This window comes from Massilioclostridium coli, assembly GCF_900095865.1.
Classification (GTDB): Bacteria; Bacillota; Clostridia; order Oscillospirales; family Ruminococcaceae; genus Massilioclostridium; species Massilioclostridium facile.
Genome location: NZ_FMIZ01000007.1, coordinates 1,252,117 through 1,274,999, shown reverse-complemented (window position 1 = coordinate 1,274,999; position 22,883 = coordinate 1,252,117). Strand labels below are relative to the sequence as shown.

The 22,883-nt window shown below is 38.8% G+C and carries 17 protein-coding genes, 5 tRNA genes and 1 riboswitch; of the genes, 18 read left to right on the top strand and 4 right to left on the bottom strand.

All coding sequences use genetic code 11. The features are described 5' to 3' along the window. Positions 1-66 precede the first annotated feature (66 nt). The 15 genes from tig to BQ2683_RS10875 all read left to right on the top strand — a co-directional run bounded on the left by tig (position 67) and on the right by BQ2683_RS10875 (position 13,526). Complete coding sequence (gene tig, locus BQ2683_RS10945; RefSeq protein ID WP_069989071.1) at positions 67-1,485, top strand: trigger factor; 1,419 nt, start codon at positions 67-69, stop codon at positions 1,483-1,485. Between the two features lie 186 nt (positions 1,486-1,671). Next, positions 1,672-2,253 carry an ATP-dependent Clp endopeptidase proteolytic subunit ClpP gene (clpP, locus tag BQ2683_RS10940; RefSeq protein ID WP_069989070.1) on the top strand — a complete coding sequence of 194 codons (582 nt, stop codon included), beginning with the start codon at positions 1,672-1,674 and terminating at the stop codon, positions 2,251-2,253. A gap of 37 nt (positions 2,254-2,290) precedes the next feature. Next, complete coding sequence (gene clpX / locus BQ2683_RS10935) at positions 2,291-3,571, top strand: ATP-dependent Clp protease ATP-binding subunit ClpX (RefSeq protein WP_069989069.1); 1,281 nt, start codon at positions 2,291-2,293, stop codon at positions 3,569-3,571. Between the two features lie 598 nt (positions 3,572-4,169). Then, positions 4,170-6,590 carry an endopeptidase La gene (lon, locus tag BQ2683_RS10930; RefSeq protein WP_069989068.1) on the top strand — a complete coding sequence of 807 codons (2,421 nt, stop codon included), beginning with the start codon at positions 4,170-4,172 and terminating at the stop codon, positions 6,588-6,590. Beyond that, positions 6,580-7,179 carry a ribosome biogenesis GTP-binding protein YihA/YsxC gene (yihA, locus tag BQ2683_RS10925; RefSeq protein ID WP_069989067.1) on the top strand — a complete coding sequence of 200 codons (600 nt, stop codon included), beginning with the start codon at positions 6,580-6,582 and terminating at the stop codon, positions 7,177-7,179. The genes lon and yihA overlap by 11 nt, the downstream gene beginning before the upstream one ends. A gap of 27 nt (positions 7,180-7,206) precedes the next feature. Continuing rightward, a complete protein-coding gene (gene lysA, locus BQ2683_RS10920) occupies positions 7,207-8,505 on the top strand; it encodes a diaminopimelate decarboxylase (protein ID WP_069989066.1) in 1,299 nt (432 codons plus the stop codon). A gap of 359 nt (positions 8,506-8,864) precedes the next feature. After that, the gene (locus tag BQ2683_RS10915; protein WP_069989065.1) at positions 8,865-9,155 is read left to right on the top strand and encodes a YerC/YecD family TrpR-related protein; all 291 of its coding nucleotides are present in this window, start codon (positions 8,865-8,867) and stop codon (positions 9,153-9,155) included. Continuing rightward, a complete protein-coding gene (locus BQ2683_RS10910; RefSeq protein ID WP_069989064.1) occupies positions 9,152-9,901 on the top strand; it encodes a class I SAM-dependent DNA methyltransferase in 750 nt (249 codons plus the stop codon). Before BQ2683_RS10915 ends, BQ2683_RS10910 begins: the two co-directional genes overlap by 4 nt. Next, positions 9,901-10,779, top strand: a complete 879-nt coding sequence (gene hslO, locus BQ2683_RS10905; protein WP_069989063.1) for an Hsp33 family molecular chaperone HslO — start codon at positions 9,901-9,903, stop codon at positions 10,777-10,779. Before BQ2683_RS10910 ends, hslO begins: the two co-directional genes overlap by 1 nt. 91 nt (positions 10,780-10,870) lie before the next feature. Continuing rightward, positions 10,871-10,946 (top strand) — tRNA-Val (locus BQ2683_RS10900). 3 nt (positions 10,947-10,949) lie between these two features. Next, positions 10,950-11,026: transfer RNA gene (locus BQ2683_RS10895), tRNA-Asp, on the top strand. 42 nt (positions 11,027-11,068) lie between these two features. Beyond that, a tRNA-Phe gene (locus tag BQ2683_RS10890) sits at positions 11,069-11,144 on the top strand. 32 nt (positions 11,145-11,176) lie between these two features. Continuing rightward, positions 11,177-11,252: transfer RNA gene (locus BQ2683_RS10885), tRNA-Gly, on the top strand. A 7-nt stretch (positions 11,253-11,259) separates the two neighbouring features. Further along, positions 11,260-11,333, top strand: a tRNA-Cys gene (locus tag BQ2683_RS10880). A gap of 1,212 nt (positions 11,334-12,545) precedes the next feature. After that, positions 12,546-13,526 (top strand): DUF1266 domain-containing protein, encoded by a 981-nt coding sequence (locus tag BQ2683_RS10875; RefSeq protein WP_069989062.1) that lies wholly within the window; start codon positions 12,546-12,548, stop codon positions 13,524-13,526. Positions 13,527-14,074: 548 nt separating this feature from the next. On the opposite strand, the gene BQ2683_RS10870 is transcribed toward BQ2683_RS10875, so the two are convergent. The 4 genes from BQ2683_RS10870 to BQ2683_RS10855 all read right to left on the bottom strand — a co-directional run bounded on the left by BQ2683_RS10870 (position 14,075) and on the right by BQ2683_RS10855 (position 17,613). Further along, complete coding sequence (locus BQ2683_RS10870) at positions 14,075-14,872, bottom strand: ABC transporter permease subunit (protein WP_069989061.1); 798 nt, start codon at positions 14,870-14,872, stop codon at positions 14,075-14,077. After that, complete coding sequence (locus tag BQ2683_RS10865; protein WP_069989060.1) at positions 14,869-15,753, bottom strand: ABC transporter ATP-binding protein; 885 nt, start codon at positions 15,751-15,753, stop codon at positions 14,869-14,871. Before BQ2683_RS10865 ends, BQ2683_RS10870 begins: the two co-directional genes overlap by 4 nt. Positions 15,754-15,943: 190 nt before the next feature. After that, positions 15,944-16,603, bottom strand: coding sequence for a YczE/YyaS/YitT family protein (locus BQ2683_RS10860; RefSeq protein WP_069989059.1), 660 nt, complete (start codon positions 16,601-16,603; stop codon positions 15,944-15,946). A gap of 86 nt (positions 16,604-16,689) precedes the next feature. Further along, entirely contained in the window at positions 16,690-17,613 is a 924-nt protein-coding gene (locus BQ2683_RS10855; RefSeq protein ID WP_069989058.1) for a cation diffusion facilitator family transporter, read from the bottom strand. Positions 17,614-17,705: 92 nt separating this feature from the next. Continuing rightward, positions 17,706-17,794, bottom strand: a riboswitch (NiCo riboswitch). A gap of 545 nt (positions 17,795-18,339) precedes the next feature. On the opposite strand from BQ2683_RS10855, the gene BQ2683_RS10845 reads away from it, so the two are divergent. From BQ2683_RS10845 to BQ2683_RS10835, 3 genes are all read left to right on the top strand, one after another. Continuing rightward, positions 18,340-19,230, top strand: a complete 891-nt coding sequence (locus BQ2683_RS10845; protein WP_069989056.1) for a hypothetical protein — start codon at positions 18,340-18,342, stop codon at positions 19,228-19,230. Between the two features lie 126 nt (positions 19,231-19,356). Further along, complete coding sequence (locus BQ2683_RS10840; protein ID WP_069989055.1) at positions 19,357-22,056, top strand: sensor histidine kinase; 2,700 nt, start codon at positions 19,357-19,359, stop codon at positions 22,054-22,056. Beyond that, entirely contained in the window at positions 22,049-22,759 is a 711-nt protein-coding gene (locus BQ2683_RS10835) for a response regulator (RefSeq protein ID WP_069989054.1), read from the top strand. The genes BQ2683_RS10840 and BQ2683_RS10835 overlap by 8 nt, the downstream gene beginning before the upstream one ends. Positions 22,760-22,883 lie beyond the last annotated feature (124 nt).

The following is a 22,883-nucleotide window of genomic DNA, read 5'->3' as shown; positions in this document are numbered from 1 at the left end:
TCCCTAAAATTTATGATATAATCAATGGGATACCAATTTAATTGAAATTTTCAGGAGGAATTTGAAATGGCGTTAGTAAAATTTGATAACGTGGCTACCAATAAATATGATGTGGAAGTTTCCGTTGACGCAAAAACTTTTAACGATGCCTGCGACAAAGCATATAAAAAGAATGTGAAAAAAATCAATGTTCCAGGTTTCCGTGTAGGGAAAGCTCCTCGCAAAATTATTGAAAAAATGTATGGTGCTACCGTTTTCTATGATGATGCAATCGAAGCAGTATATCCAAAAGCATTATCCGAAGCAATTGAAGAAGCAAAATTGGATGTAATTGCAGTGGAAGCTTTGGAACCTGTAGAAGCAAACACTGAAAAAGGTTTGGTATTTAAAGCTACTTGTGTAACAAAACCTGTTGTTACTGTAAAAGATTATAAAGGCATTAAAGCTACAAAAACCGTAAAAACAATTGCGGCTGCAGAAGTAAACGCTGAAATTGATAAAATGCGTGAAAGAAATGGTCGTATGGTAACGGTGGAAGATCGTGCTACTAAAACAGGCGATACCGTTAACTTCGACTTTACTGGTGCTGTAGACGGCGAACCATTTGATGGTGGCGAAGCTGAAAACTACACTTTGAAAATTGGTTCCGGTCAATTTATTCCAGGTTTTGAAGAACAAATGGTAGGAAAAAAAGTTGGGGAAGAATTTGATGTAAAAGTAACTTTCCCAGAAGAATACCATGCAGAGGACCTGAAAGGGAAAGAAGCTGTATTTACCTGTAATATCCATGAAATCAAAGCAACAGAATTACCAGCTGCTGATGATGAGTTTGCAAAAGATGTCAGCGAGTTTGATACCTTAAAAGAATTAAAAGCTGATGTAAAAGCAAAACTGGTAAAAGCACAGGAACAAATGATGGAAGTTGAAGTGGAAAACCAGCTGTTGGATACTGTTGTAGAAAACATGGAAGGTGAAATTCCAGAGGTAATGTACGAAAAGAGAATCGACGAACTGGCTCGCGATTTTGAATACCGCCTTTCTTCCCAAGGCATGAACATGGATATGTACATGCAATATACAGGTATGGATCAAAAAGCAATTCGGGAACAGTTCAGACCTCAGGCTGAAAAACAAGTAAAAACTCGTTTGGCTTTAGAAAAAATTGTAGAGCTGGAAAATATTGAACCAAGTGAGGAAGATATCGAAGCGGAATACAACAAACTGGCTGAACGTTATAAAATGGAAGCTGATAAAGTAAAAGCTTTAGTTCCAGTAGAAGAATTGAAAAAAGATTTAGCAGTGAATAAAGCAATTGATTTCTTAAAAGAAAACGCTGAAATTGAAGAAGTAAAAGTGAAAAAAACAACTGCTAAAAAATCCACAGCAAAAAAATCTACAAAAAAAGAGGATGCTGAGGATACTACTGAAGAAACCAAAGAAGAATCAGCTGAAACAGCAACAGAAGAAGCTTCTGACGCTGAATAAACAATTTTATCCGATTTCAATGATCTGCCCTTGTTTTCCTACGGGGGCAGATTTCCTTGATTACAGACCGTTTTGGAAAAGATATATTTTAATTTACAAATAGCTGCAAAATTTTTTTACATTTATATAGTAAAATAAATATTATCTGCAAAGAATAACTTTACAAAGAACGGAGAATGATAGATTATGGCTTTAGTACCAATGGTAGTAGAACAAACAAGTAGAGGGGAACGTTCTTATGATATTTTTTCCCGTCTGCTCAATGACAGAATTATTATGTTGTGTGACCAGGTAACGGATGCTTCCGCCAGCTTAGTAGTGGCGCAATTACTGTATTTGGAAGCACAGGACCCAGAAAAAGATATTCAGCTATACATTAATAGCCCAGGTGGTTCTGTAAGTGCTGGTTTGGCAATTTATGATACCATGAAATACATTAAATGTGATGTGTCCACTATTTGTATTGGTATGGCGGCATCCATGGGTGCATTTTTACTCTCTGCCGGCACCAAAGGCAAACGTCTTGCCCTACCAAATAGTGAAATTATGATTCATCAGCCATTAGGCGGTGCACAGGGGCAAGCAACCGATATCCAAATCCATGCAGAACACATTTTAAAAACTAGGGAAAATCTGAATAAAATGTTGGCGGAAGCAACTGGCCAGCCTTTGGAAAAAATCCAACTGGACACTGAAAGGGATAACTTTATGTCCGCACAACAGGCAATGGAATATGGATTAGTGGACAAAGTAATTGAAAAAAGATAAATCATGATAAAGAAATACTTTTAAGGAAAGGTGAACCATGGCAAATGAAACCAACGGTGGGATGATCCACTGTAGCTTTTGTGGGAAACCAGAATATCAGGTAGAACGGCTTTTGTATGGGCATAGCGCTTATATTTGTGATGAATGTGTAGATTTATGCTATCACATGTTGGTAGATGATGGCGTATTTATGGAGCCTTCAGGAGCTTCCCATGGCCGTTCCAGAAAAACAAAAGATAAAGAAGAACAGCAGACCTTTTTAAAGCCTGCTGAGATGAAAGCAATCCTTGACGAATATGTTATTGGACAAGATGAAGCAAAAATTGCGCTATCCGTTGCGGTATATAACCATTATAAACGTATTTTTGCAGCAAAAGATTCCGATGTGGAAATCCAAAAAAGCAATGTGCTGCTGTTGGGACCAACTGGTGTAGGAAAAACCCTGTTAGCCCAAACTTTAGCAAAAACATTGGAGGTACCGTTTGCAATTGCTGATGCTACCACATTAACGGAAGCCGGTTATGTTGGCGAAGATGTGGAAAATGTATTGCTTCGTCTATTACAGGCTGCTAATTTTGATGTGGAAGCTGCGGAACGAGGCATTATTTATATTGATGAAATTGATAAGATTACCCGTAAGTCTGAAAATGTGTCTATCACTCGTGATGTTAGCGGGGAAGGAGTTCAGCAGGCATTGCTGAAAATTTTGGAAGGTACCGTTTCCAATGTCCCACCACAAGGGGGAAGAAAACATCCAAACCAGGAATTTATTCAGATTGACACCAAAAATATTCTATTTATTTGTGGCGGTGCGTTTGAAGGGCTGGAAAAAGTAATTGGTAAACGGATGGACGCTTCTTCCATGGGATTTGGCGCCAAATTAAAAGATAAAAAAGAACAAAATTTAGCAGCGATGATTCAACATATTGAACCCCATGATTTAGTGAAGTTTGGTATGATTCCAGAATTGGTAGGGCGTATCCCAGTGATCACTACATTACAGGATTTAGATGAAGCCAGCCTGGTTCAAATTTTGACGACACCAAAAAATGCTTTGGTAAAACAGTACCAATATTTGTTCCAATTGGATGGTGTTACCCTGGAATTTACCGATGAGGCCCTTACCGCTATCGCCAAAAAAGCAATTGAAAGGAAAACAGGGGCCCGTGGTTTGCGTGGCATTATGGAGGGCATCCTTTCAAAACTGATGTTTGAACTTCCTTCTAAAAATGCTTCTAAGGTTATTATTACAGAACAAGTGGTAGAAGGAAAAGACGAACCAACTGTTATTATGTCTGATAGTACCAAAGCTTCTTAAAATATGGAAATGCTAAGTAAACTGTGGTGAATTGTAGCGAAAATGAAAGGATAAAAATAAAACCTCCTGTGGCAAATTTTTCCATAGGAGGTTTTATTTTTATCCTTTTTCATGGGGAATAAGATTGAGCAATACAAATGATACAGAAAAAGCGAATAGGTTGTATAGGAGAAGATACTTGTTTACTGGTTGCCTGAATAAGATGGTGCCCATACTATCAGTTATCGGTAGTTTTATTGATCTAAGAAGATACAAGTGTGGAAACATAGCAATGCAGTAATTTGAAATTATAATTTTAGTTTTAAAAGAAATAAAAAGTAATTATGACCATTAGAGAAACACAAATAAAAAATTATTAGTTAAAATATACGCTCGCCCAAAAACACGAAACAAATTCCTCGTATCTAGAGGAATTATGGCTGATTTTAGAAAAAATAAGTTTGTATTTAGAAAGATACTGTGACTGCTTGAAAAAATACGTCATTTCTTGTATAATAGTAATACTTATCAGTCGAGTAAATTTGTAAGTGATCGACTGATGATAGTGAAATGAGTGAATTGAAAAAAATGGATTTTTTTATACATAAGGAGAACGAATATGGCTTATAAAGTAACAGCGAAATGCAATTTAACAATGCCGGTTATTGCAGCCCGTGGCACCGTTGTATTTCCAAAATCGTTCCAACATTTGGATATTAGTCGTCCAAAAACCATTGCTGCCATTCGCAAAGCAATGGATGGGAACCGTAAGATTTTTGTGGTTGCCCAACGGAATATTATGATAGAAGACCCATCCGAAAACGATTTATATACAGTTGGTACTGTAGTGGAATTAAAGCAATTTGTGAAACGTTCTGAAACAGAATATCGGATTATGGTAAGGGGTGACTATAAAGCCCAATTGATCAGCTTGACATCCACCATTCCTTACCTAGAAGCTGAAATTAAACGGATTCCAAATAAACGCCAGCACGCTACAGAAGTGGAGCTGGAAGCGGCAATCCGTGCGGTGAAACAAGCATTTCAGGCTTATTTGATAATTGGACAGAAAATTTCCCGGGATTTGATCCTCTCGGTGGAAACAGAACAGGACCCCAATAGCCTGTTGAGTTTGTTAACCACCCATATTCCAATGAAATACGAAGCACGCCAGGCGATGCTGGAAGAACCAAATGTATTGGAGCGGCTGCATTTGCTGGTAAACGCTTTGACGGAAGAAGCGGCAGTGCTCTCGCTGGAAAAGGAAATTTTTGAAAAAGTACAGGATAATATTGACCAGAACCAAAGGGAATATTTTTTGCGGGAACAGATGCGCGTGATCCATGAAGAGCTGGGTACTGGTCCCGATGTAGATGAAGAAGAACAGGCCAATTATATTGAAAAAATTCAGGCGATCCAGCATATTTCGGAGGACGCAAAAGCGAAATTAATCTCTGAAGCCAAGCGCCTGGAAAAAATGCCACCAGGTTCCCATGAAACCTATGTAATTACCAACTATTTGGATACCTGTTTGGAACTTCCCTGGGATAATTTTACCGTGGATTCCTTGGATGTGAAAGCGGCAAAAAAACAGCTGGATAAAGACCATTATGGGTTGGAAAAAGTAAAAGAAAGAATTTTGGAAAATTTGGCAGTCCGTCAGTTTGCACCTGACCTAAAAGGACAGATTATCTGCCTGGTCGGTCCTCCAGGGGTGGGAAAAACCTCGATTGCCTCCTCTGTAGCCAAAGCTATGAACCGGCGATTTGTCCGGATTGCCTTAGGAGGAATCAGCGATGAATCAGACATCCGTGGACATCGTAAAACCTATGTTGGCGCAATGCCAGGGCGGATTATCGCTGGAATCAAACAGTCCAAATCCCGTAACCCATTAGTGCTGTTGGATGAAATTGATAAAATGGGTTCCAGCTTTAAGGGAGATCCATCTTCCGCTATGTTGGAAGTATTGGATGGGGAACAAAACGCCACTTTTGTGGACCATTATATTGAAGTGCCTTTTGATTTAAGCGAATGCTTGTTTATCACAACAGCAAATAGTTTAAGTACTATCCCAGTCCCATTGCTGGACCGTATGGAGGTGATTGAGCTTTCCAGTTATACCATGGAAGAAAAATTCCATATTTGCAAAGAGCATCTGATTCCAAAACAACGGAAAAAACATGGTATGGACGCCAAGACTATTCGTTTTACAGACGATGCGATTTATAGCATGATTGATCATTATACCAGGGAAGCTGGTGTCCGTAAATTGGAACGCCTAGTGGCGTCCCTGTGTCGGAAAACAGCCAAAATCATTGCGGAAGGAGAAGCGAAATCCGTCCGTTTTACAGCAAAAAATCTGGAAAAATATCTGGGACCAAAGAAATATTTAGGGGATAAAATACCAGATACCGATCCAATTGGCTTGGTAAACGGCCTTGCTTGGACAAGCGTAGGCGGGGAGCTGCTTCAAATTGAAGCGGGTATCATGGATGGAAAAGGTATTGTTCAGCTCACTGGCAGCTTGGGAGATGTGATGAAAGAATCCGCCAATACTGCTATCAGCTTTGTGCGTTCCATTGCCGCTAAGTATGGAATTCCAACCGATTTTTACCAGAAAAAAGATATCCATATCCATCTGCCAGAAGGCGCTGTACCAAAAGACGGCCCATCCGCTGGTGTTGCTTTGGCAACTGTATTGGTTTCCGCTTTGGCAGGGATTCCAATCCGCCGTGATGTGGCGATGACAGGGGAGATTACTTTGCGTGGAAGGGATCTTCCAATTGGTGGATTGAAAGAAAAAGCGATTGCGGCGTATAAATCCGGCGTGAAAACAGTGCTGATTCCTTATGATAACCAACCCGATTTGGAGGAAGTTGATCAGGCGGTAAAAGATGCGCTAACCTTTATCCCATGCAAAACTGCGGAGGAAGTGCTGGAATACGCTTTGGTACAGCCAAGAACAGATCAAAAGCCGCAGAAAAAACGCAGAAAAGGCAGCCTTTCAGAAAAAAATGGGAGTGTAACATATGAAATATAATCAGGCAAAATTTATCACTTCTTATGGTTTGCTTAGCCAGATTCCTCCTTCTGAGAAGATAGAAGTTGCCTTTGCGGGGCGTTCCAATGTGGGCAAATCTTCTTTGTTAAACCGCCTGTTTTCCAGAAAAAATTTGGCGAGGGTCAGCTCGGTTCCAGGAAAAACAGCGACCATCAATTTTTATCAGGTGGAGGATGTTTATTTTGTGGATTTACCTGGTTACGGCTATGCCAAAGTGGCCAAAACCGAAAAGCAACGTTGGAGCGAGCTGATTGAGGGGTATTTCCACAGTGATAGGGATTTGGCTTTGGTGGTACAGTTAATTGATATGCGCCACCCTCCTACCAAATTGGATTTACAAATGATTGATTTTTTAATTGAATCAGAACTGCCATTTTTGATTGTGTTGACTAAAATGGATAAATTATCAAAACGACAACAACAGGCACGTTTAGAGGAATTGCGGCAAGAACTGCCATATGCTGACCAGATTACCATACTGCCTTGTTCCGCGGAAACAGGGGAAGGGATTGAGGAGTTGCGGGAACTTCTGGACGATGTTTGTACCATAGAGGATGAGGATATATAACGTCCTAAAACAGGAAAGGGTGATAACATGTTTGTATCAAACAATTTAGCGGTTAATGAAAAAGGACATCTCACTTTTGGCGGGCTGGATACGGTAGACCTTGCTGTTCAATACGGCACCCCACTATATTTAATCGATGAGGATATGGTGCGTGACCACTGCCGCCAATATAAGCAATCAATCGAAGAATACTATGACGGAAAAGGTCTGGTCTGCTATGCGAGCAAAGCGCTTTCTTGTAAAGAAATATATCGGATTATGAAGAGCGAAGGCTGTGGTGTGGATACGGTTTCCATTGGTGAAATTTATACTGCTCTCAGTGCTGGGTTTCCAGCTAGAGATATGGTGTTCCATGGAAACAACAAAACAGAAGAGGCCCTTTCTTTCGCATTGGAACATGGGGTAGGCCGCATTGTGGTGGATAACCTGACGGAGTTAAAAAAATTGAACCGCCTGGCTGGGGAAGCTGGCAAAAAGCCAACCATCCTGCTCCGTGTAAAACCAGGTGTTGATGCCCATACCCATAGTTTTATCAGGACTGGACAGATTGATTCTAAATTTGGTTTTGCCATTGAAACCGGGGAAGCATTGGAAGCCGCTGTGGAAGCCGCAAAAATGGAACATATCAACCTGGTAGGGGCACATTGCCACATTGGTTCCCAAATTTTTGATATTGACCCATTTAAACTGGCTGCTGAAGTGATGTTGGGATACATGAAAGATGTCTATGAAAAAACCGGTGTGGTGCTGACAGAGCTGAATTTGGGCGGCGGTTTTGGAATCAAATACACAGAGGAAGACGCCCCTGTACCTTATGCGGACTATATGAAACAGGTTTCCGATGTAGTAAAACAAAAAGCTGCTGAATACGGGCTTCCTGTGCCATTTATCCTGATTGAGCCAGGCCGTTCCATTGTAGGGCCTGCTGGCATCACTGTATATACTGTAGGCGCCAGAAAGGAAATCCCAAATATCAGGAATTATGTTTCTGTAGATGGTGGGATGTGTGATAACCCACGTTATGCGCTGTACCAGTCCAAATACGATGCGGTTCTGGCAAACAAAGCGGATCAGCCAAAAGATGACGTGGTGACCATTGCTGGGGAATGTTGTGAAAGTGGTGACCTGTTAGGGGAAAACGTCCCATTGCAGCATGCGGAATCCGGTGATATTTTAGCTGTGCTGGCGACAGGCGCATACAATTATTCTATGTCTTCTAACTACAACCGTAACATGAAACCCGCTATTGTAGCGGTTTACCAGGGAGAAAGCCGCGTTATTGTAAAACGGGAAACATTGGATGATTTAATCCGCAATGATATCTAATAAACACATTCGCCCTTTGAATTGTTTCAAAGGGCGTTTATCGTTCCGGTTATATATTTTGAACTGTTTGGGAGGAACCTAAAATGGATCAGTCGTTATCCAATATGAATCCGAAATCGTTTCGTTATTTTACTACACAATCAATATCTGTAATAAAAAGCATAGCCATTAAAACGAAATCATAAGTGGGTTACAATCTAGATAAGTTATTTAAAAGAAGAATGGCCAACTGGTTTTTCAAAAGGCCACGTCGGTTTAAGAATACAATGAAAATTTTATGAATCCTGCTATCAGCCCTTTACTTTTACAGTTTAATGTGCTAAAATATTTACAAGATTTTGTTTTGTAAGGTGGTAGCCATGAATAATAAATTAGAAGACCAATATATGGATTATTTATTCCAATGTATTTTAACCCTAAAATCCGTGGAGGAATGTTACCAGTTCTTTGAGGATTTATGCACAGTAGCAGAATTAAAAGCCATGTCCCAAAGGATGCACGTGGCAAAAATGCTGACAGAAGACAGGGTATATAATGATATTGTAAAAATGACAGGCGCCAGCACAGCAACCATCAGCAGGGTAAACCGTTGTTTGAGCTATGGAACAAACGGTTACCGCATGGCGATTGACAGGGCAAAAGAACAATGAGTGGATACCAAGGATTTGCCTATGTATACGATGAACTGACAGATGATATTTCCTACCAAAAACGCGCGGCGTATTTTGATGGCATTATCCAGTCGGTCACCCATCAACGGGGAATCCTGCTGGATTTGGCCTGTGGGACGGGCTCTTTGTCCGAGGAATTCGCTAAACTAGGGTATGACGTGATTGGCGCGGATTGTTCGGAGGATATGCTGGCGGTTGCCATGGAAAAACGGATGGAAAGCGGTTTGGATATCATCTATCTTTGCCAGTCCATGCAGGATTTGGACCTGTACGGGACGGTGGATGCGGCTGTGTGCGCATTGGATAGCTTAAACCACATCACAGAGCTGGATGAATTGCAAAAGGCAGTGGATAAAGTGTCGTTGTTTCTGCATCCAGATGGGGTATTCGTCTTTGATGTAAACACCGTTTATAAACACCAGCAGGTGTTGGGAAACCAAAATTTTGTGTATGATTATGATGATGTCTATTTGGTATGGAAAAACACTTTACTACCCCAAAATACCATCCAAATTGATCTGGATTTGTTCGAAAAAGAAGGGGACCGCTATTTCCGTACCAGTGAAAGCTTTCAGGAACGCGCCTACACCCAGCAGGAGCTGGAACAGGTGCTGAAAAAAGCAGGATTGAAAATAGAAGCAATCTATCATGAAGATAGTTTACAACCGCCTATGGAAACAAGTCAGCGGTTGATTTATGTTACAACAAAGGAGAATCAAAAATAATGTCTAATTTGGTAAGGGCAATTACAGCGGATGGTTCCGCTGTGGCAATTGCGTTGAACTCGACAGAGATTGTGGGAGAGATTGAAAAAATCCACAAGACTTCCGCAGTTGTTACCGCTGCGTTGGGCAGACTGGCAACAGGAGCTTCCCTTATGGGATATATGTTAAAAAACGAACAGGATAGTATTACATTGCGTATCAAAGCAGACGGCCCAGCAGGGAGCTTAATCGCTGTGGCAAATAGCCATGGCAATGTAAAAGCTTATGTGCAAAACCCTGTTGTGGAAATCCCGTTAAACAGCAAAGGAAAATTGGATGTTGCTGGTGCTGTAGGGACGGATGGTTTTTTAAGTGTAATTAAGGATATTGGCTTAAAAGAACCTTATTCTGGACAGGTACCCCTTGTATCCGGGGAGATAGCGGAGGATATTACTAGCTATTACGCTATTAGTGAGCAGATTCCAACGGTGTGCGCTTTAGGTGTTTTGGTAAATCCGGATTTAACTGTCAAATCCGCTGGGGGTTTTCTTATTCAGCTATTGCCTTTTGCGGATGAATCCTGTATTGATATAATTGAAAAAAATATCAAAGAATTGCCCCCTATTTCAGAATTATTTGATTCTGGCTTAACACCGAAGGATGTTTGTATGCGTGTACTGCAAGGATTAGAACCAAATGTATTGGACGAGACCAATGTTGCATATAAATGTGATTGTAGCAGGGAACGGGTTTCCAGAGCATTAATCAGCCTGGGAAAAGAAGAATTACAGGATATGATTGATGGACCGGATGAAACAGAAGTAACCTGTCATTTTTGCAACAAAGCCTACCATTTTAGTAAAGATGAACTGCGAGGATTATTATCTCAAAAAAAATAAAAATAAAATGAAAAAAAGTGTTGACAAATAAAAAGTGGTCTGGTATAATAATATTCGTCGCTTGAGGGAACACCCCGGACGGCGGATAAATGGGAGCATAGCTCAGCTGGGAGAGCATCTGCCTTACAAGCAGAGGGTCATAGGTTCGAGCCCTATTGTTCCCACCATACGGCCCGTTAGTTCAGTTGGTTAGAACGCTTGCCTGTCACGCAAGAGGTCGTCAGTTCGAGTCTGATACGGGTCGCCAACCAGTTGTCTGAAAGAGATTGATTACAAGGGCGACTGAAATGCCTCTGTAGCTCAGTCGGTAGAGCAGAGGACTGAAAATCCTCGTGTCGATGGTTCGATTCCGTCCGGAGGCACCAAAAGACCTTTTCTGAAAAGAGAAGGCAAACATGCGGGTTTAGCTCATCTGGTAGAGCGCCACCTTGCCAAGGTGGAGGTAGCGAGTTCGAGCCTCGTAACCCGCTCCAATAAAATGGCGCCATAGCCAAGTGGTAAGGCAGAGGTCTGCAACACCTTCATCCCCAGTTCAAATCTGGGTGGCGCCTCCATAGAAAACCCTGAATCTAAATTAGATTCAGGGTTTTCTTTTGTTGATTAAGAAAAATCACCGGTTCTAGAGGTATCCTATAAAAAATTTTTAGCTACAGACATCGGGCAAAGTGAGCCGCTAACAATAATCTTGTGATAATAAAAGGTGCCGTTAACGCAGTGATTTTCTATTTACGGGATGTGGGGTAAGTGACGCAAAAGGAATAAAGTTTAGTCTATTTGGAGATATTTGCCAATAGACCCTTATAGGGTTAAATTAATCCACTAGCTTAGTGTATTTGTCCTATGATAAAGTAGACAAATAAAAACATTAAAGAGGGCTGGTTTACCAGCAGTGGAGCAAGCGATACAATGATCATACTCCTCTGAGGACTGAGCAAATCACTAGCGTACTAGTGGTTTTGATTGCTTGTTTTAGCACAATAAATCTACCAGGGGATGGATTGAAAAAAGGGTTCCTCTTCAAAGGAAAGTATTTGTGTAATAAAAAATATTATTTGCTACCACAAGGTTGTTTACCTATTTACCAGATAGCAGGGTATGTGATAATAAAATTTAATTATATAACCTCCCTTCTAGGAGCAGTATATGACTGGGTAGTTTTGATCACTTTATTATGTGGATGATAGAAAAATAATATTTTGTCAGTGATTATTTATGATCCTTTTATGGCGCCATAATTATTTTAATACTAGTTTTTAATTGAAAAACCATGCTATGATAGAAATATCAATATAAAATAATGAACACGAAACACAGTTTTAGCCCTGTTATATTTGTTTTATATTGATTGGCTTTCGATAAAAGGGTTTAGAGGGATACTATTTATGAAAAATAAAAAAATTTTGGTTATGATAATAGGCTGTATACTAATTTTATGGATCATTGCAATGGCTATATACATAACGTCAAAGTGTATGTGGTATCATGAATATATCAGCTCGGCTCCATTATGGGTCTATCTGATTCCTACTTTCTTTATTTATGGAATACCAGTTCTAATCGGGATTTTTACTATTTTCATTTTATTAAAGAGAAGATAAATATGAATAATATTTTATCAAAAGCAAAAAGAAGAAGGAAGATTCTGTACATTTAATGCAAAATCAGGAGTTGACATTTGTCAAAACGCACAGATATTACGATTATAAGTGACTTTTTGTTCGACATATGTTATAATAAATTTATCACGTTTACAAGGAGATAATCATATGTTTTTCAAAAGACGCTCAAAATCAAAACAAGCAGAAAATTCAGTTGAGGTAACACAACAAGACCAACTACAGCCAAAAGTTCCAGAAGAAGAAACAGATACTGTAGCAGAACAGCAGTTAGAGCCTGCTGCTCCTGATGAAACAAAAGAAACGCCCCCTGTTGAACCAGCATCACAAACAGAACCAGCTTCTGAAGAACCAGAGCCAGAAATCGGATCAATTAGAACAGAAACAACAGAAAAATTGTTAGCAAAGATTGAAACTTATCAAAAAGAATTGTTTGAAGCAAAAGCTGCTCGGGATGAAAACCGAAAAATGGTGACAAATCGCCAATTTACTTTGTTATTAGGCGGAGTTTCTACTTGCCGTAAAGTACCGGGTATTCCAGGTCATCCCGGTTATGATAACTTATTTTTGACCAAAGACGAAAATCAACAGAAGATGATTCGGGACCATCTTAGAAAAATGTATGGTGTTGTAGATAAAGAATCTTTAGAAAAAACTTGGCGATTTTTATTTACTTCCGGTGCAGAATATGAGGACTTTTTGCATTTTTGGAGCGGTACGCCATCCTTTGAATTGAATAAATTGAACCCAAAAGCAAAAGAAATCTTTTTAAAAGCAAAGGCTTATGCGGAAAATTTCCGTCCAATTGTGGGGGAAAAAGGATTTTTTGCCTGGGATATTAACGAAACGATTACATTATATCGTACAGCGTGTTCGGCTGGTATTATTACCCCACAGGAATTTTGGGAAAGGACACAGCAGTTGGTACGTTTTGCTATTGCACGTTACCATTCCTGGGAAGAATACGCTGTCAGCTTATTGTGCGGCGCTACTTATTTTATGTTCCGCCAAGATAAAATGCAAGAAACCATGTTAGAGAACTTCTTAAATATTAATATTAATATGGTACAATTTTTGTTTGGCCCACAAGGTAAATGGACTACTGCCATGTGGCCAGAACGATTAAATTAATGCACAGATAAACCAAATTGATATCTTTACCACAAAAAAGAACGGTATTGATTTGTATATCTAATGATAAAAAACCAGAGATATTATCTCTGGTTTTTTTAAATAATATCTTTAGATATAGAAAATCTTCTGGCTTTTATCGGGAAAAAGTAGTACAACAATCATAACGGCGAATTTTTTGCGGACCGAAAAAAGGCAATATGAAAAAATAGGTAATTAAAATGGTATTATTTGGTCGAAATGCCATTGATATCATAGGTTATAATCCAATAATAGTCCCTGTGTAAGCCATCAGTTGAGTGGTGGTTTTGATTGACATCGAATAAGCATAGTGATTTAATCGATGGTCAATAAAAGTTTAGTAAATGAAAAATAAGTTTCAAAATTAGCGGGAACCTAAAAATAGCAACATACTTTAGAAAATTCAAAAAAACCCTATAAACAGTTCTAAAGAAGGGGCTTGCATGCAATATATGATTAATATATTCTCTTTAGAGAGCTACCACAACATTCTTTTTTCTGTTCCAACCATATAGTTTCACGGAAAACTATAGTGGCAAATCTCGTTTCCGAAACGACACAATACCGGCTGCATAAAAAAGAACACCGAAAATCAACAAAATACCTGCCTGCCATAATGCAATGGATTCTCCGGCAGTAAACCCATCTACATTAAATAGGGTCAATGGGGTAATATAACGCAATACTTCAAATTTTTCCCCGACCTGTGCTACCATCTGTATCAATACAAAAAGGATACATAATCCAGCAGAAACTCCTACTGCCTTACGGGTTTCATTCCATACACAGGAACAGAAAAAAGCGATTCCGCTTAAAAAAATATGCAGGCATAACAACCCAACATTAAGCAGAAAGAATTTTGGTAAATCCAATTCTTTTGGAAACAGGATTCCAGAACAAATACTACAAAATACAGTGACATATCCAACTAAGAAAAATACACCAATCAATAATACAGCGGCCTGTGTTCCAGCAATTTTCGTCCTTGTAGTTGGAGTAGACAATAAATATGCCATGGATCCATGGTCTATATAACGTACCATTACCATACTGGATAGAATCAAGGAAAAAATCATGGGGAAAACAACAAACAAAAATCCATACAAGTAGTTGGCAATAAATTCAATCAGGCTGGTTCCAGCATCTGACATGCCAAATGCAGCGAATAATTGGGACATGCTTTGCTCCATCATTTTTAAGCTTTCCCCCAATTTAGGGTCAAACATACTGATAATCATCCCGCCATATATGGATAGGACAATGGTAAAAATCAATACTAATTTCCAATGAGCTTTTATTTCCCGGCGTAATAACACAGTACTCATTTTGTCTTTCCTCCATAATAATACAAAAATACTTCTTCCAATGTTTGAATGCTTTGTTGAAGGTCACGCACCGGATAGCTTGCTATCTTTTTTAAAAAGGAATCTATATCACCTGTAACGGAAACAGTCACAGTATCCCTTTTGCGTATTGTCCCTGTTATTTCTTGTGAAAGCGCAATAGCAGACGGTTCATCTTTCAATTGGACTACAAAGGTTTTTCGACGAGTACTGCGCAATTTTTGGATATTTTCCACGGTTACCAGCCGTCCCGCGCGTAAAATTGCCGCACGGGTACAGGTTCGTTCTATTTCCTCAAACGAATGGGATGACATGAAAACCGTTCGTCCAGCAGATTTTTGTTCATTGACCAGTTCTAAAAACCGGTTTTGCATGAGAGGGTCTAAGCCACTGGTAGGCTCATCCAGCAGCAAAACTTCTGGTCGGTGCATAAAGGCGCATATAATCCCCAGCTTTTGTTTTGTCCCTTTGGACATCCTCCTGATACGAGCTGTATCATCAAATTCCAATTGTTTTGCTAGTTTCTCCGCTTCACCTACTCCATCCATCCCTCTCATCTGTGACATAAAACGGATCAGCTCCCTGCCTGTCATATCCTCCGGAAAAGCGATCTCTCCTGGTAAATATCCAAGAGTTTTATGGATTTCAGCGGACTGGGAAAAACAGTCTTTCCCGTTTATCATTACCTGGCCTTGATCTGGATGAATAAACCCCATTAAATGCCGCAAAGCAGTTGTTTTTCCAGCGCCGTTTGGACCTAAAAATCCAAATACTTCCCCTTTTTGGATAGAAAAGCTGAGGTCAAATATGCCTCTGCCCTGTCCATAATCTTTGGTAATTCCATTTACTTCAATTACAGCCATTTTACAATCCTCCTATCGAGAATGATGAAAATACTTTATCTTGTATTATAAATAGTTTTATCTTGTAACACAAGGGGAAGGAAGATTAATTTTGCATTATGAATTCGATTAGAACATGGAAATTACCTAAATAGAAAAAGAATATTTATTATATAAAAACAGCCCTCTTAAAAAGAGGGCGTTGCTCCTATTAGGAAACTGTTTTTATTTGTGGGCATAAATATTCTTTAATAAAACCAAGTTTTTTATGGTACAGTTTTACAATAAGCCCTACAATAAATGCGGAGATAACTGTACCTTCTCGGATTCCTTGGAACTGATGAAAAAATAGGAGGGAAAGAAGAGTAGCTGTCAACATCAAAGTAACATCAAAACACACTTTAACTGAACCAAATTCTTTGTGGGTAACAGTAGCGATTGCGGCAACGATCCCCTCCCCAGGGACCATCAGTACATTTGCGGATACTTCCAAATAAATGCCAAACGCAAGGATTGCACAGCCCAATAACAAAGAAAATAGTTTCGTGAGATATGTTGCTGGGGTAAATGCTTGTAATAAAAACATGCTTACATCAATAAATCCACTGAATATAATATTCACAACAATTTGTAAGAATTGGATTTTTTGGAATTTCTTTCGCAACAAAACCACTTGAAGCAAGATAAAAATCATATTCATTACAAAAGTAAATTCCCCTAAGGTAGGACGAAACTTCAAACTAAGGACACAGGGAACACTGGAAATAGGGGAAGTTCCTAGTGCCGCTTTCGTAATAAAACCAATACCAAAGGAATTAATCAGTACACCAAGAATAAATACAAGATAGCGTTTGCATAGTTGTTTGTTCAAAATGATAAGACTTCTTTCTTTTGTAAATTTGTTAAAATATTATCTATAATTCTTAGTATACCATAATTTCGAATTTTTCGCAAGATTTAGAACTTTTCATCTTCTGTCATGTTATTTGTTAATTGGGAAGAAGAGGCGGGATTTACATGAACCATACAATGTTTTACAGTAGGAAAACGATGCTCGATTTGGTCGTGCACCATTTGCGCAATTTGATGTGCTTGGTTTAAAGTTTGCTCTCCATCAGCGCGAATTTCAATATCTACATAAACACGGTCACCAAATAGACGAGTTTTTATTTGATCAATCCCCATTACACCGGGCTGTTCCATGATAGTTACACGCATTTCTTCTTCGGTTTTTTCATCACAGGATTGGTCAGTCATTTTGCTGATTGCGTCCATAAAGATGGAAAAAGCGGCTTTTACAATAAAACAGCAGATCACAATACTAGCCAGTGGGTCGAGAATAGGAAATCCTAAGCGGGCACCTAAAATACCAACAAAGCTACCTACCGAGGATAAGGCATCAGAACGATGGTGCCAGGCATCCGCCATCAATGCGCTGGAATTGATTTTTTTGGCAGCATGCCTTGTGTACCAATACATCCCTTCTTTTACAATAATTGAGACAATTGCAGCGATTAACGCCAGCATTCCAGGTATGGATAGTTCGTTGGGATTACCAGAAATAATTTTGGTTATGCCAGTATAACCAATGCCAATACCAGTAGACGCTAAAAAAATAGCTAATAAGATGGCTGCAACACATTCCATTCGCTCATGCCCGTAGGGATGACCTTTATCCGAAGCTTTGCCAGATATTTTTACCCCAATCATGACAATAATCGTGCTAAATACATCAGAAGCAGAGTGGACGGCGTCAGATAGCATAGCGCCAGACTTTGCGAAAATACCCGCTAGAAATTTAAAAATAGATAATACAATATTGATTATCATGGTAATCCAAGATACACGCATGGCAATCTGTTGGTTTGTTTGTTGTTTCATAAAAAATCACTCCATTCAATGGGAAACAAATCTTTGCAGGGGGAGATAGCAAAAATTTTCCAAGAAATAAAAAAACATCTGCGGAACATAAAAAATGTCCCACAGATGCGAAATATTCTTCATCTGCTGTCGCAATTATGCAACCCGGCTACAAAAGATCTGCCTGCTCATTTTATGTGGTCAAATTGCTATTTTATCCCATAAACAATTAAAATTTTATTTATCATATCATATGCAGTTTGATTTGTCAAGGTGAAAGTTGTATAAATATTTTGAAATAGTCTGCATTAAAAATTTATTGGGTTTTACAAATAACAGAATAGGAATTTACTGCTAATAAGTCGGATCTTTTTATATTTGAATAGTTGGAGATACAGCAACATTTATATGATGTTAATACGGTATAGAACGAGTTTAATACTGTATTTATTTGATTTATGATACACTTGAATATAGAAATATGGAGTATTGTATATTCCTAAAGAAAGAAGAGATTATGATGTATCAAATATATTATGTACCAGACAAAAGATTAAACTTATGGTTCCGTTTTTGGAGGGCCTTTGGCAATAAAATAGAACAATTTCCAAATGCGGTTTGTTCAGCTATTTGTTTGGGGCTTCCCCTTGTTTTACTAGCTATTGTTTGTGCCGTTGCTTCTATTGCCGCGGTACCAATCGCTTTATTGTTTGGCTTTGCGTTTTGATTGGTATTAAGGAGGTATTTATGCACCATAAGAGAACTGCGGCACAAAAAACAATTTCATTTCCTGCTTGGGCAAAACACGCGGATGCCTCATCTATGTTATTACAAATACTATATTGCTTGAGTATAGAATTGGAAATTGATCCAAAAGTTTACCAAATGAAAAAAGACCATGCTTTATGGATCTTTTTCCCATATTCTTATTTTTTGTGCGATAGTTTTTGGGATGAATACGGAGTTTGTGCGGCTTTCATTTCTCAACAATATCCAATTTCTTTTTATGGGATGATTGGGGAAATGGAATCTGCTGAATTACAAGCAATCTGTTCAGAGGATCAGAAACAAATTCTACTTCAAAAACGGAATATTTCTGGAAAAGACTTTGGACAGATGGGTGAGCTTTGCGTAAAAATACAAGTAGAGGATTTGGAAGAATTAGAGGATCTGTATCAGATTTTACAGCATCTTACCTACCGCAGCAATTATCTACCTATCCGGCGTTCTATTCATAATCAAGACAAATTTTCAGATTTTACTGAGGTAGATCCCAACACCTTTTATCGATATTTAATTTTTGAATGCCAGGAACAGAAAATTTCTTTTTTGCAATCCCTTTCTGTAGAACAACAAAAATATCTTTGGATGTTATTTTTAAATGACCAGGTGAGTGTCATGGAATTTGAGTATTTAGTAGAGAAACTCCAAGAAAAAGAAGAAATTTCTTTATTTCAGTGGGAACTTGCTCTCCGTCTTGCCTTAAGCGAAAAAGGGATTACAATCTCCTATGATAATGAAGATTTTCGTGTCACTGACGCGAATGGGTTGAGGCTTCGGTTTGATTATCGGACTGGTTCTGCAGCAGAAAAAGTTTTTTTAAAAATTTTATTTCCAGTGGTTCCAGAACGAAATTAAAAGGAAAGTCTTTATATTATCTTAATACAAACTTCCTGTTCTTAATAAAATTCTAATATAGCAACAAGGATTATCTGCTATAATAGAAAATAAGAAACAATAAAAATGGAGGAGATCTTATTCCTTATGATGGATCAAAGACCGGACCCAGAGTTGTTGCTGGGCCAAATAAAAAAGGAACAGGAACAAAGCGCCCATAAAAGAGGAAGACTAAAAATATTTTTTGGTTATGCGGCTGGTGTGGGGAAAACCTATGCCATGTTGGAAGCTGCCCACCAAGCAAAGAAAAAAGGGGTTGATGTAGTTGCGGGCTATATTGAACCCCATGTACGTCCAGAAACTCTAGCATTGCTGGACGGATTGGAGGTTTTACCTCCTTTAAAAGCTCACCATAAAGGAATTGTGTTAAATGAGTTTGACCTGGATGGAGCGTTAAAACGTCATCCACAGCTTATTTTAGTGGATGAATTAGCGCATAGTAATGCGGATGAGTGCCGGCATATCAAGCGTTATCAGGATATTAATGAACTGCTTACAGCAGGTATAGATGTATATACCACCGTAAATGTGCAGCATCTGGAAAGCCTGAATGATATTGTTGCATCTATTACTGGCGTTACAGTACGGGAGCGTATCCCTGATTCTGTATTTGACAATGCAGACCAAGTAGAATTGGTGGATATTGAACCGGAGGACCTAATTTCCCGTTTAAATAATGGAAAAATTTATCGAGAGCAGCAAGCTCAAAAGGCGTTAGATAATTTCTTTACAGTGGAAAATCTAATTTCCTTGCGGGAAATTGCCCTCCGCCGTACTGCTGACCGGGTCAATAGGGTTTCTGAAAAAAAGAAGAAAAAATCAACTTCCTATACAGAAGAACATATTCTAATCTGTTTATCTGCTGCCCCTTCCAATGCGAAGGTAATCCGGACAGCGGCCCGTATGGCAAGCGCATTTAAAGGAATGTTTACCGCATTATTTGTTGAAACGCCGGATTTTGTGAATATGAACGATGCAGACCGGATGATGTTGCGGAATAACCTGAAATTGGCAGAACAGTTAGGGGCAAAAATCGCCACAGTATATGGAGAGGATATTCCCGCGCAGATTGCGGAATTCGCACGGTTATCCGGCGTTTCTAAAATTGTACTAGGACGCACCAACGCCAAAAAAAATCTTTTATTTCCAAAACCTTCTTTTGCTGACCGTTTAACTCAAATGGCGCCTAATCTGGATATTTATATTATTCCAGATAAACATACGCACCCTTACCGAAAAATGAATTTTCTACAGAAACATCAGTACACTTTTTCTGTCAAAGATACGGTAAAAGCATTGGGTGTATTGATCATAGTAACATTGATTTGTTTGGGATTTTTTGAATTGGGATTTAGTGAAGCCAATATTATTACTATTTATATTTTAGGTGTACTATTAACCTCGATTATTACCTCAAATATCGTATATAGTCTAGTTTCAGCGCTGTTTAGTGTACTTGTCTTTAATTTTTTGTTTACAGAACCCAGGTTTACCTTTTCCGCAAATGGGGCAGAATATCCAGTGACTTTTGTGGTAATGTTTATTGCGGCGTTTATTACAGGTACGTTGACTATGAAATTAAAAGACCAGGCAAGACAAGTTGCGAGAAGGGCATATCGTACCTCTATTTTATTGGAAACGAATCAGAAATTACAACAGGCGAATACGAAAAGTGAAATTATCTGTGAAACCGCAAACCAGTTGATTAAATTATTAGACCGCAATATTATCTTTTATGGCAGGGAAAACAATTCTCTCCGTCCACCAGCTGTTTTTTGTCGTTCTGAATATGAGGAGGATATTTTACAATATACCACTCATGAGGAGCAAGCGGTAGCGAAGTGGGTGTTTAAAAACAATAAACATGCAGGTGCAACAACTAATACTCTACCAGGAGCAAAATCCCTTTACATGGCGGTTCGGGGAAAAGAACAAGTGTATGGTGTGGTAGCAGTTGTATTGAACCATGACGAACTGGATTCTTTTGAAAACAGCCTACTGATTTCCATGCTTGGTGAATGTGGCCTTGCCTTGGATCAGGAATATTTAAATGAAACCAAAAAGCAGGCTGCTATGAAGGCGCAGCAAGAACAACTGCGTGCCAATTTACTGCGTTCCATTTCCCACGATTTAAGGACGCCATTAACCAGTATTTCTGGTAATGCAGGCATGTTGATGTCTAGTGCGGATTCTTTGGACAAAGATAAAAGGATGCAATTATATACAGATATTTATGATGACTCTATGTGGCTGTTTAATTTGGTCGAAAATTTGCTCTCTGTTACTAGAATTGAGGATGGCAGTATGAATATCCGCTCTGAAGTAGAGTTGCTGGAAGAAGTAATTACAGAATCTCTTCGCCATATTAACCGAGAAAGTGTAAAACATCATATCCGCGTGGAAATGGAAGATGATTTGATTATGGCGCGAATGGATTCCCGTCTCATGATTCAAGTATTTATCAATATAATTGATAATGCGATTAAATATACACCAGAAGGCTCTCACATTACGGTTTCAGTCAAGAAAAAAGGAAAATGGGTAGAAGTATCCATTGCCGATGACGGTAATGGAATTCCTGATAACGAAAAGGTGAATTTATTTGAAATGTTCTATACTACCCATAAAGGAGTGGCGGATAGCAGGCGAGGCCTTGGCCTTGGTTTAGCATTATGCAAATCCATTATCAATGCTCATGGAGGGGATATTTGTGTAAAAGATAATCACCCTCATGGTGCAATATTCCAATTTACACTACCGGCTGAGGAGGTAACCATTCATGAATAAACCATTTTTATTGGTTGTGGAAGATGATCATGCTGTCCGCAACTTAATTACAACGACCTTGGAAACTCAAGACTATAAATATCATACTGCAGTGAACGGAAACCAGGCATTGATGGAAGCGGTTTCTCAACACCCTGATATTATCCTGCTGGATTTGGGATTACCAGATATTGATGGGGTTGATGTGATTAAAAAAATCCGTACATGGTCCAATGTACCCATTATTGTGATTAGTGCTCGCAGCGAGGATCAGGACAAAATTGATGCTTTGGATGCTGGTGCGGATGATTATTTGACAAAGCCTTTTAGTGTACAAGAATTATTGGCGCGTCTTCGTGTAACATTACGTCGTATTAGTTATACCAATAGTATTGCGGAACAAGAAAAGTCTATTTTTGTAAATGGTGGCTTGAAAATAGACTTTGCTTCTGGCTGTGCTTATATTGATGGGAAAGAGCTGCACCTTACCCCAATAGAATATAAACTGCTTTGTTTATTAGCGCGTAATATTGGTAAAGTGTTGACCCACAAATTTATTCTAAAAGAAGTTTGGGGCAGTACTTTGGAAAGTGATATTCCATCTTTGCGGGTATTTATGGCGACATTGCGCAAAAAAATTGAGCAGAATACCAGTAATCCAAAATATATTCAAACTCATGTTGGAGTAGGATACCGGATGTTACGTATTTCTTCAGAAGAATAAAGAGAAAAACCTCCTTCTTTGTGAACACAAGGAAAGAGGTTTTTTAATAACAAGCACAAAAATAATGGGTTATTATCTGTAATAGTCAGGATAGGCATACAATGTGGTAAAAGAAATTTTTTAG

Coding starts and splice junctions, on each gene's coding strand:
- tig (WP_069989071.1), top strand. CDS start 67: ATGGCGTTAGTAAAATTTGATAACGTGGCTACCAATAAATATGATGTG.
- clpP (WP_069989070.1), top strand. CDS start 1,672: ATGGCTTTAGTACCAATGGTAGTAGAACAAACAAGTAGAGGGGAACGT.
- clpX (WP_069989069.1), top strand. CDS start 2,291: ATGGCAAATGAAACCAACGGTGGGATGATCCACTGTAGCTTTTGTGGG.
- lon (WP_069989068.1), top strand. CDS start 4,170: ATGGCTTATAAAGTAACAGCGAAATGCAATTTAACAATGCCGGTTATT.
- yihA (WP_069989067.1), top strand. CDS start 6,580: ATGAAATATAATCAGGCAAAATTTATCACTTCTTATGGTTTGCTTAGC.
- lysA (WP_069989066.1), top strand. CDS start 7,207: ATGTTTGTATCAAACAATTTAGCGGTTAATGAAAAAGGACATCTCACT.
- BQ2683_RS10915 (WP_069989065.1), top strand. CDS start 8,865: ATGAATAATAAATTAGAAGACCAATATATGGATTATTTATTCCAATGT.
- BQ2683_RS10910 (WP_069989064.1), top strand. CDS start 9,152: ATGAGTGGATACCAAGGATTTGCCTATGTATACGATGAACTGACAGAT.
- hslO (WP_069989063.1), top strand. CDS start 9,901: ATGTCTAATTTGGTAAGGGCAATTACAGCGGATGGTTCCGCTGTGGCA.
- BQ2683_RS10875 (WP_069989062.1), top strand. CDS start 12,546: ATGTTTTTCAAAAGACGCTCAAAATCAAAACAAGCAGAAAATTCAGTT.
- BQ2683_RS10870 (WP_069989061.1), bottom strand. CDS start 14,872: ATGAGTACTGTGTTATTACGCCGGGAAATAAAAGCTCATTGGAAATTA.
- BQ2683_RS10865 (WP_069989060.1), bottom strand. CDS start 15,753: ATGGCTGTAATTGAAGTAAATGGAATTACCAAAGATTATGGACAGGGC.
- BQ2683_RS10855 (WP_069989058.1), bottom strand. CDS start 17,613: ATGAAACAACAAACAAACCAACAGATTGCCATGCGTGTATCTTGGATT.
- BQ2683_RS10845 (WP_069989056.1), top strand. CDS start 18,340: ATGCACCATAAGAGAACTGCGGCACAAAAAACAATTTCATTTCCTGCT.
- BQ2683_RS10840 (WP_069989055.1), top strand. CDS start 19,357: ATGATGGATCAAAGACCGGACCCAGAGTTGTTGCTGGGCCAAATAAAA.
- BQ2683_RS10835 (WP_069989054.1), top strand. CDS start 22,049: ATGAATAAACCATTTTTATTGGTTGTGGAAGATGATCATGCTGTCCGC.